Consider the following 8,873-nt stretch of genomic DNA (forward strand, 5'->3'; position numbering starts at 1 on the left):
GCGCCGCGCAGGTGCGGGGCTGGCCCGCACGGGCTCGGTCTACGGGCACGGCAGCGGCGACATCGCGCTCGCATTCTCCACCGCCTACACGATCGCGCACGACGCATCGACCCTCGCGCTGCCGGCCCTCGTTGCCGACGCGGCGCTCGATCCGCTGTTCATGGCCGCAGCCGAAAGCGTCGAGCACGCGATCGCCGATGCATTGCTGCAGGCCGTGACCGTGGCCGGGCGCGACGGCCACGTGCGGCAATCGCTGCGCGACGCGGTGCCCGATCTCGATCGCCTGTTCAACGAAGGCTACGAAGGACGTCTTACCCAGTCATGAAGATCCTGATTTCGACCGACATCGAAGGCGTCGCCGGCGTATTCGCCACCGAGCAGACGCGCGCCGGCAATCCGGAATACGAGCGCGCGCGCCGCTGGATGACCGCCGAGGCGAACGCAGCGATCGAAGGCGCGTTCATGGGCGGCGCGCAGGCGGTGTGGGTCAACGACTCGCATGGCGGCTTCCGCAACCTGCTGCCCGACGGGCTCGATGCGCGTGCGCGCGTCGTGCTCGGCAAGCCGCGCACGCTCGGGATGATGGCGGGCCTCGAACAGCAGCCCGACCTCGTGTTCATGATCGGCTATCACGCGAAGTCGCAGACGCGCGGCGTACTCGCGCACACGATCAACAGCTTCGCGTTCACGCAGGTGTGGCTGAACGGCATCGAGCTCGGCGAAGCCGGGCTGTACGGTGCGTTGGCGCGGGAATACGGCGCGCACGTCGCGCTGGCCACGGGCGACGACGTGTTCGCCGAGGAAACGCAGCCGCTGTTTCCGGATGCGCATTTCGAGACGGTCAAGACGGCCGGCGGCGCGTCGAGCGGCGATACGCTCACGCCTTCCGCGTCATGTGCGCGGATCGCAAGCGCCGCGCGCGAAACGGTCGCGCACGCACTGTCGGCTGGCGTGCGCGCCGGCGCCCATCGGCCCACGCCGGCCGCTTGCACGCTGCGCGTGCAGACGGCGGCGCAGGCCGACCTGTTCTGCGTGCTGCCGTCGCTGGAGCGCGTCGATGCGGTGACGCTGCGCTTCGACGGGCCTTCGGTCGAGCATGTGGTGCGCACGCTGAACAGTTTGTCGGCGATGTCGTTCATGTTGCGGTGATGCGCGCGACCGCGATGCGGCTTGCGCGCCGCGCGTCGTCAGTGGTTGCCGACGGGGTTTGCCGTCACGGCGAGCAGGAACGTTTCCATTGCCGCGACCAGCGCGAGCGGCGTCTCGTTCATCGGATAGTGGCCCGCATTGCGCAGCACAGCGACGGTGGCGAGCGGATAACGCTGCAGGTAGGTGCGGGCCATCAGTGCCGCGTCGAACGCCGGGTCGTGATCGCCGATCAGCACTTTCACCGGATGGACGCCGGCGATCTCGTCGCTGAAATCCGTATCGGCCCACGCGCGGAAGTACGCGCCGAACGCCGGCGGCGACGAACGGGCTGCCGAATACGCCGCTTTCCACTCGATCCAGGCGGCGGGCAGGCGGCCGCCGGTGCTGCGATCGATGATGGTCCGGCGATCGGCGACGTGGTCGGCGGCGCGCTCGAATAGCGCGCGTTTCTCCGCGTCGAACGGCAGGCCGCCGCACGGCACGGGCGTGATCGGTACCAGCGCGCGCACACGCCCGGGCGCCATGACGGCGATTTTCTCGGCCGCCATCGCACCCATCGAATGGCCGACGATGCTGAAGGTCGCGAAACCGAGCGTGTCGGCCAGCGCGAGCGCGTCGGCGGCGATCTCGTCGATCGTGTAGTGGCCCGCTGCGTCGCGCATGCGGCCGTAACCGCGGTAGTCCATGAACACATAGCTGAAGAGTTCACGCGACAGCCACGCTTCGACGGGTTCGAACGCGTGGGCGTCGCCGAACCAGCCGGGCAGTACAAGAACAGGGTGGGGGCCGTCCCCCACGCGATGAAACGTATTCGGCATGTCCGCTCCGATGCAGTGGTAATCCGGCCGATCAGGCCGACGGGTCCTGCGGCCGTCAGGTTGCGCAAGGGTGGAGCGGATCGTAGATCGCGCGAAGGAGACCCGCCTTCGATATCGGGTCATTGATGATGGAATTCGGGCCTTGAGAAATACGCTGCTAGATCCCTACGAAAACATTCCCCGGAGCGTGGTCGTGACCGCGAACGACTATGCGGCGGGCACGACGTTTCCGGAGCACGCACACGGGCGCGGGCAATTCGCGTTCGCGTCGCGCGGCACGATCAGCGTGTCGACGCCGCATGGGCGCTGGCTGGTGCCGCCGCAGCGCGCGTGCTGGGTGCCGGCCGGCGTGCGGCACGAAATGACGATGACCGGGCCGGTCACGATGCTCAACACGTTCGTGTCCGGCGACGCCGCGCAGGAGGCGGGCCTGCCCGACCAGTGTGGTGTCTATGGCGTGTCCGCGCTGTTGCGGCAACTGATCGACGATGCGATCGACCTGCCGGCGCTGTACGACGTCGACGGGCGTGCGGGCAAGCTGATGGAGCTGCTGGTCGCGGAAATCGCGACGATGCCGCGCCTGTCGCTGCATGCGCCGCTGCCGGCCGACGCACGGCTGGCGAAGGTGTGCCGGCACCTGCTCGCGTCGCCGTCGATCGCGGCCGATCTCGACCAGGTGGCCGCCGACGCCGGCGTGAGCCGTCGCACGTTCACGCGGCAGTTCCGCGCGCAGACGGGCGTGAGTTTTGCCGCATGGCGCCAGCAGGTGTGCATGCTCGCGGCGATCGCGCGCCTGAGCGACGGGCAGCCGGTCACGCGCGTCGCACTCGATCTCGGGTACGCGAGCGCCAGCGCGTTCACGTCGGCGTTTCGCCGCATTCTGGGTGACACGCCGAGCCGCTATCTGGAGATTCGGCGCTAGCCGGAAGGAATCGGCGCACGTCACGCGGGCGCGCCGGTTACCGCCAAAAAAATACGCGCCTGCCAACTTCGGTCAGACGCGTTTAAAGGCACTCGGTCAGAAAAAAATGCGCGCACGGCCTGCCGGCCGGAGTCGCGCATTACATGCGTAATTGTTGCCTGTTCCGATTCAATCTCATTGAAGCGTTGCGGATAGCGAAGAATACGCCGCATAACGCGCAAACGATATCGTGTCCGACTGACGACTTGTGTGCTGTCGCAGCATACGTTTCAATCGCGCGTTCGATGCAGGGGGCACAAGCCCGCGACAACGGGCATTCGCACCCTTGGCCGGACGCGATGCGCCGCAGCATCGAATGATGGCGACGGAGCATGAAAAACGCCGCGTGGTGCGATGCCTGTTGGTATCGCGCCACGCGGCGTTGGGGTAGCGGGCGGAGCCGGCGCAAGCCGGCTCGCGCGTCACACGTCGAAGAACACGGTTTCGTCCGGCCCCTGCATGCGGATGTCGAAGCGGTAGACGACCGGGCGGCCCGGCTGCGCGTCGCGTTTCGCGACGAGCGTCGCGCGGCGCTCGGCCGGCACGGCATTCAGCACGGGGTCGGCTGCGTTCGCGGCGGCTTCGTCGTCGAAGTACACGCGCGTGAACGCGTGGGTGAGGATCCCGCGCATCATCACGGTCACGTTGATGTGCGGCGCTTCGTCTGCGGCGAGGCGGCCCGGCTTCACCGTCTCGACGACGAAGCGCTGCTGCGCATCGGTGCCGGTGCCGACTCGCGCGAAACCCGTGAAGCCGAATTTCGCGATGTCGTCGCGCGAGGCGGGGTAGCGGCCCGCGCTGTCCACCTGCGTGAATTCGAGCACCGCGTCGCCGACGACGTTGCCGTCACCGTCGAACACCTGGCCGACCAGCAGCACGTGCTCGCCTTCGGCGTGGGCCGCGGCGATCGTCGGCGTGAACAGGCTCTTCAGGTCGTAGTCGTATTGCTGCGGGCACAGGCCGTACGCGAAGTACGGGCCGACCGTCTGCGAAGGGGTTTGCTTCAGCGTCGTCATGGTTCAGCGCTCCATCGGGGTAGCGTCGCGGCCGCGCAGCACGATGTCGAACTCGTAGCCGAGCGCATAGCCTTCTTCGGTGAGGTCCATCGAGAAGCGCGAGATCAGGCGATCGCGCGCGGCCTCGGGCGTGCCCTGGAAGATCGGGTCGTACGCGAGCAGCGGGTCGCCGGGGAAGTACATCTGCGTGACGAGACGCGAGCCGAAGTAATCGCCGAACAGCGAGAAGTGGATGTGATTCGGGCGCCACGCGTTCGGATGGTTGCCCCACGGATACGCGCCGGGCTTGATCGTCAGGAAGCGGTAGCGGCCTTCGTCGTCGGTCAGGCAGCGGCCCGCGCCGAGGAAGTTCGGGTCGAGCGGCGCATCGTGCTGGTCGATCTTGTGCACGTAGCGGCCGGCTGCGTTCGCCTGCCACACCTCGACGAGCGTGTTGCGCACCGGCTTGCCGCCTTCGTCGAGCACGCGGCCCGTGACGACCATGCGTTCGCCGAGCGGCTCGCCGTTCTTCACCGCGTTCTTCGTCAGGTCATGGTCGAGCGCGCCGAGATCGTCGGCGCCGTAGACGGGCGCGTACTGGTCGCGAAGCTTCTCCTTCAGCGGGATCAGCGGGCGGGTCGGGCCGCGCTTCACCGACGAACGGTACTCGGGGTGGACATAGGCCGGATGCGACGGCCAGTCGCGCGGCGTGAGGATCGTGGGGGAATCCATCGGGCGTCTCCTGATAGGTATTTCGCGAAGTGGATGGCACGACTGTAGCCAATCCGGAAAGTTATGCAAAATGACCTTTTTTCGCGAATCGCATAACCGTTCGTTATGTTCGACGCGCCAATGAAAATTCCGCCGGACAGGATGCCTGTCCGGCGGAAAAAGCGATCGGGCTTCGCGTCGTCGGTGACGACCCCGTGCACGGCCCTCCAGCCAGCCCGTCGCTGCTTTTTTGTGTTGTCGTTCTTGTTGTTATCCGGTCTCCCTGAGCGCCTGTTATGACTGGCGGCCGGGATCGAACACGATCCCGTCGAATTCGAGTGACAGCGTGCCGCTGCGCAGCAGTGCGGCCGGCGTCGCGTCCCGGTCGGCGCCGAGCACGTCGCTCACGTAGTCGGCGCAGAAGCCGCGCCGCGTCCGCAGGTTGAAGCGGTTGCCGAGCAGCGCGTCGATCCGCCGTTCGGCCGTTGAGTGAAGCTGGCGCTGCGCATCGGTGGTCGGTGCCGCGACGCGACGGGCCAGCGCGATGCGTCCGCCGTCGGTCCGGGCGACGAAGCGCGACAGCGGCGTGAGCTTTGTCCACGCAAACGCGGATTCGGCGATCAAGGGCTCGTCGCCCGACGTATCGACGACGATGCCGAAGCGATTGGCCCACGCCCCCGTCGCGCCGGCCGCGTCGCGCGGCGCATTCGCCGGCACGCGGATGAACACGAGATCCCCGACGTGCGCGCTGGCGGCCAGCGTACGGACCGTGGCGAGCGGCATCGTGCGATCCGTGTCGCGGGCATCGCGCGGGGCGGTGTGATGCGATTCGTAGGCAGCGGTTTCGGTTCGGGTGGTCATTTCGGCTCCGTCGTTCAGTGACAGCACGGAGCGGATTATGCAGACAAGTATCCGAAAGTGTTCATCTGCGTGCGAAGGTGGCCTAATATCTGACCTTGAGCATCATTTTTCGATACCAAAATGACCGAAACCGCCCAACTCATCGACATGCTGAAGCGCCAGCTGAAGGCGCAGGGCATGACCTACCGCGACGTCGCGCGTGCGCTCGACGTCTCCGAGACCAGCGTGAAGCGGCTGTTCGCCAGCGGCCGCTTTACGCTGGAGCGTGTCGTGGAGATATCCCAACTGCTCGGCTACACGCTGGCCGAGCTCGTGCAGGAGGCGTCCGCGTCGGCGCCGAGGCTGCATGTGCTGACCGAGCAGCAGGAGGCACTGCTGGTGTCGGACGACAAACTGCTGCTCGTTGCCGTCTGCGCGATCAACTACTGGACCGTTCAGGACATCGTGTCGGCCTATCAGGTGACGAAGGCCGAGTGCGTGAAATACCTGCTGATGCTCGACCGGATGAACGTCGTCGCGCTGTTGCCGGGCGACCGGATTCGCGTGCGCGTCGCGCGCGATTTCGACTGGCTGCCGGGCGGGCCGATCCGCCGGTACTTCCATGCGCACGCACTCGGCGATTTCCTCGACAGCCGCTTCGACGGGCAAGGCGAGACGATGACGTTCTCGCAGGGGATGCTGACGGAGGCCGCCTCCGCGGAGCTCGAACTGGAGCTGCGCCGGCTGCGCAGCAAGGCGGCCGCGCTGCATGCGGAATCGTCGTCCGCACCGCTCGCGCAAAAGCACGGCACCAGCTTGCTGATCGCGAAGCGGATGTGGGAGCCGGCCGGTTTCCAGGCACTGCGGCGTCATGCGTGACGCATCGTCGAGTGCTTGGGACTATTCGAAAAGTTATGCAAAATGGCATTTCATCGTCAATCGCATAACCACTCGTTATGAATAACCGTATCGCCGACGGCCGCGTCAAGTTCCGGCACTTGCAGTGCTTTCTCGCGGTCGCGCAGTTGGGCGGCGTGCAGAAGGCGGCCGAGAGCCTGTCGATCACGCAGCCGGCCGTTTCGAAGACGATCGCCGAGCTGGAGGCGATCCTCGGCGTGAAGCTGTTCGAGCGCGGCCGGCAGGGTGCGCAGCCGACTCGCGAGGCGCAACTGTTCATGCCGCACGCGAGCGCGTGCGTACTGGCGCTGCGGCAAGGCGTCGGGCTGCTCGCGCGCGAAGGCGGGGCCGCCGCGGCGACGCTGGAAATAGGCATGCTGCCGACCGTCGCGGCATCGCTCGCGCCCGCGTTGATGAAGGCGCTCGCCGAGCGCTGGCCGCGCGTCGTCGTGCGGATCGCGACGGCCGCGAACGCCGATCTGCTCGAGCGCCTGAAGTCCGGTGCGATCGAGTGTGCAATCGGACGGCTGTCGGAGCCGGAGCGGATGATCGGGCTCGCGTTCGAGCAGTTGTACAACGAGCCGCTCGTCGCCGTCGTGCGCGCCGGGCATCCGTTGCTCTCGAGCGCGGCGCCGGCGGCCGAACTCGCGCGCTATCCGGTCGTGCTGCCGCCATTCGGCACGCTGATCCGCCAGTCGGCCGAGCAACTGCTCGGCGCTTGCGGCGTGCCGCCGCTGGATTCGTTCATCGAGGTGTTGTCGGTATCGGTCGCGCGGGCGCTGGCGCTCGAGAACGACGCGGTCTGGTTCGTGCCGCTCTATGCGGCCGAATACGACCTGTCGGCCGGGGCGCTGGCACGCCTGCCGCTGCCGTCGGCGGGCACCGACGAGCCGGTCGGGCTCGTGCTGCGCACCGATGCGCAGCCGTCGCCGGTCGCGCGGACGCTGATCGACGCCGTGCGCGACATCGCCAGGTCGCGGTTCGGCGAAACGCGTGCCGGCGGCACGTCACGCGCGGCGCGCAAGCCGGTTCGTCGCGACGATTGACCCGGTGGACCGTGCGGCAAGCGCGGCCCGGCCCCGTTCCCGTTCCCGGCAACTGACTGGATTGGCCATCTGGTCAGTAGCCGACCTCGTGGTGCTTGGCATATCGTACCGATTTTGGTACGATTGGTGTCAGGACGATGACGAGACAGCAGATCCAGGTCACGCTCGGCGTGCGGTTCTTCCAGACGGCCCGTGGCAACGAGCCGGTGCGCGAATGGCTGAAGGCGCTCGGGCATGCGGAGCGAAGGGTGATCGGCGAAGAGATCAAGACCGTTCAACTCGGCTGGCCGCTCGGCATGCCGCTGGTCCGGAAGATGGCACAGGATCTGTGGGAGATCCGCGTGATGCTGCCGGGGCGGAGCGCCCGCGTGCTGTTTACGGTCGTCGGCGACACGATGGTCCTGCTGCACGGGTTCTTCAAGCAGTCGCGGGCCACGCCGTCGGACGATCTCGATGTCACCGTCGCGCGCCTGAAAGCGCTGATGCGCGCCATCTGAATTTCCCGGTTGCGCCGGAACGCACCGTCTTCGACGGTCAGGCTGCCGGCAACGCCATGCACTGGAGTACCCATGACGACCACGAACAATCCGCATATCGGCAGCGATTTCGATACCTTCCTCGAGGAGGACGGCAATCTCGAAGCGGCCACCGCCACCGCGATCAAGCGCGTGATCGCCTGGCAGATCGGGCAGGAAATGAAGGCGCAGCACATCACGAAAACCGCGATGGCCGCGCGGATGAAAACCAGCCGCGCCGCGCTCAACCGTCTGCTCGACGAAACCGACACGAGCCTCACGCTGGCCACGCTCGCGAGCGCGGCCGCCGCGCTCGGCAAACGGCTCAGTTTCGAGCTGGTGCCAGCCTGACGGGCACGAAGAACCGGCGGACGGTCGAGGTCGAGCTTTTACGCGTGATGCGCGCGGCGGAGCGGCCGGCAATCCGTCCAGCGGTTCGATCATGATCAGCCCGCGCGTCCCCGCACGTGGGCAGGTGTCGGCCCGCGCGCACCTGCCGGGTCACTGACGCGGCCCGGCCACCTGCAGATAGAGCAGCGCACCGCCCGCGAGCAGCAAAGGGCACAGAATGTACCAGCCGGTCGTCAGGAACAGCCCGGCCACCGCGACCAGCGAAACCCACGCACAACGGTATGCGATGCCGCCGCGCGGCAGCAGTTTCAACGCGGCGGCCGCGCCGAGCCCGTACACCATCACGAAGCATCCGGACGTGACGAGCACGAGCGGCTTCGGCCCGACGTCCGACAGCGTCGTCGCCGCCAGGGCGACAACTGCGAGCAGGGCGATCACGCCAAGGCTGCGGCGCGGGACGCCGCCGACCTGGCTGCCTTGCGCGAGCCACGCGGGCAACGCGCCGTCACGCCCGAGCGCCGCGCCGAGCTTCGCTGCGCCTGCGAAATACGCGTTCATCGTGCCGAGCGTGAGCAGCAGTGCGGCCGCGG

General features: G+C 67.4%; 11 protein-coding genes and 1 pseudogene. 7 read left to right on the forward strand and 5 right to left on the reverse strand.

Going from position 1 to position 8,873, the window contains the following annotated elements; translation table 11 throughout:
• Both G3N99_RS28885 and G3N99_RS28890 read left to right on the forward strand, forming a co-directional pair.
• Positions 1 to 325: P1 family peptidase (locus G3N99_RS28885; RefSeq protein ID WP_206124091.1), on the forward strand; the 325-nt coding region annotated here is incomplete at its 5' end.
• Entirely contained in the window at positions 322 to 1,149 is an 828-nt protein-coding gene (locus tag G3N99_RS28890; RefSeq protein ID WP_206124092.1) for a M55 family metallopeptidase, read from the forward strand. The genes G3N99_RS28885 and G3N99_RS28890, both read left to right, overlap by 4 nt.
• Before the next feature lie 38 nt (positions 1,150 to 1,187).
• Here G3N99_RS28890 and G3N99_RS28895 read toward each other — a convergent pair whose 3' ends face one another.
• Positions 1,188 to 1,967 carry an alpha/beta hydrolase gene (locus G3N99_RS28895; protein WP_206124093.1) on the reverse strand — a complete coding sequence of 260 codons (780 nt, stop codon included), beginning with the start codon at positions 1,965 to 1,967 and terminating at the stop codon, positions 1,188 to 1,190.
• A gap of 142 nt (positions 1,968 to 2,109) precedes the next feature.
• On the opposite strand from G3N99_RS28895, the gene G3N99_RS28900 reads away from it, so the two are divergent.
• On the forward strand, positions 2,110 to 2,889 hold the full coding sequence (locus tag G3N99_RS28900) for a helix-turn-helix transcriptional regulator (protein WP_206124094.1): 780 nt from the start codon (positions 2,110 to 2,112) through the stop codon (positions 2,887 to 2,889).
• A gap of 461 nt (positions 2,890 to 3,350) precedes the next feature.
• On the opposite strand, the gene pcaG is transcribed toward G3N99_RS28900, so the two are convergent.
• The 3 genes from pcaG to G3N99_RS28915 form a co-directional block, all read right to left on the reverse strand.
• Positions 3,351 to 3,944: a protocatechuate 3,4-dioxygenase subunit alpha gene (gene pcaG, locus G3N99_RS28905; protein WP_206124095.1), complete on the reverse strand. Its 594-nt coding sequence runs from the start codon at positions 3,942 to 3,944 to the stop codon at positions 3,351 to 3,353.
• A gap of 3 nt (positions 3,945 to 3,947) precedes the next feature.
• Positions 3,948 to 4,655: a protocatechuate 3,4-dioxygenase subunit beta gene (gene pcaH / locus G3N99_RS28910; protein WP_206124096.1), complete on the reverse strand. Its 708-nt coding sequence runs from the start codon at positions 4,653 to 4,655 to the stop codon at positions 3,948 to 3,950.
• Positions 4,656 to 4,928: 273 nt separating this feature from the next.
• Complete coding sequence (locus tag G3N99_RS28915) at positions 4,929 to 5,495, reverse strand: YiiX/YebB-like N1pC/P60 family cysteine hydrolase (protein WP_174945027.1); 567 nt, start codon at positions 5,493 to 5,495, stop codon at positions 4,929 to 4,931.
• Positions 5,496 to 5,615: 120 nt separating this feature from the next.
• Between G3N99_RS28915 and G3N99_RS28920 the strand changes: the two genes are divergently transcribed.
• The 4 genes from G3N99_RS28920 to G3N99_RS28935 all read left to right on the forward strand — a co-directional run bounded on the left by G3N99_RS28920 (position 5,616) and on the right by G3N99_RS28935 (position 8,283).
• Positions 5,616 to 6,353, forward strand: a complete 738-nt coding sequence (locus tag G3N99_RS28920; RefSeq protein ID WP_174935699.1) for a helix-turn-helix transcriptional regulator — start codon at positions 5,616 to 5,618, stop codon at positions 6,351 to 6,353.
• Positions 6,354 to 6,430: 77 nt separating this feature from the next.
• Positions 6,431 to 7,417 (forward strand): pca operon transcription factor PcaQ, encoded by a 987-nt coding sequence (gene pcaQ / locus G3N99_RS28925; RefSeq protein ID WP_174935698.1) that lies wholly within the window; start codon positions 6,431 to 6,433, stop codon positions 7,415 to 7,417.
• Between the two features lie 137 nt (positions 7,418 to 7,554).
• Positions 7,555 to 7,914, forward strand: a complete 360-nt coding sequence (locus G3N99_RS28930) for a type II toxin-antitoxin system RelE/ParE family toxin (RefSeq protein WP_206124097.1) — start codon at positions 7,555 to 7,557, stop codon at positions 7,912 to 7,914.
• A 72-nt stretch (positions 7,915 to 7,986) separates the two neighbouring features.
• A complete protein-coding gene (locus tag G3N99_RS28935) occupies positions 7,987 to 8,283 on the forward strand; it encodes an XRE family transcriptional regulator (protein ID WP_011355454.1) in 297 nt (98 codons plus the stop codon).
• A gap of 150 nt (positions 8,284 to 8,433) precedes the next feature.
• Here G3N99_RS28935 and G3N99_RS28940 read toward each other — a convergent pair.
• Positions 8,434 to 8,873 (reverse strand): annotated as a pseudogene (locus G3N99_RS28940) (amino acid permease); the annotation flags it as partial.

It is taken from the genome of Burkholderia sp. Ac-20392, assembly GCF_017104585.1.
Classification (GTDB): domain Bacteria; phylum Pseudomonadota; class Gammaproteobacteria; order Burkholderiales; family Burkholderiaceae; genus Burkholderia; species Burkholderia lata.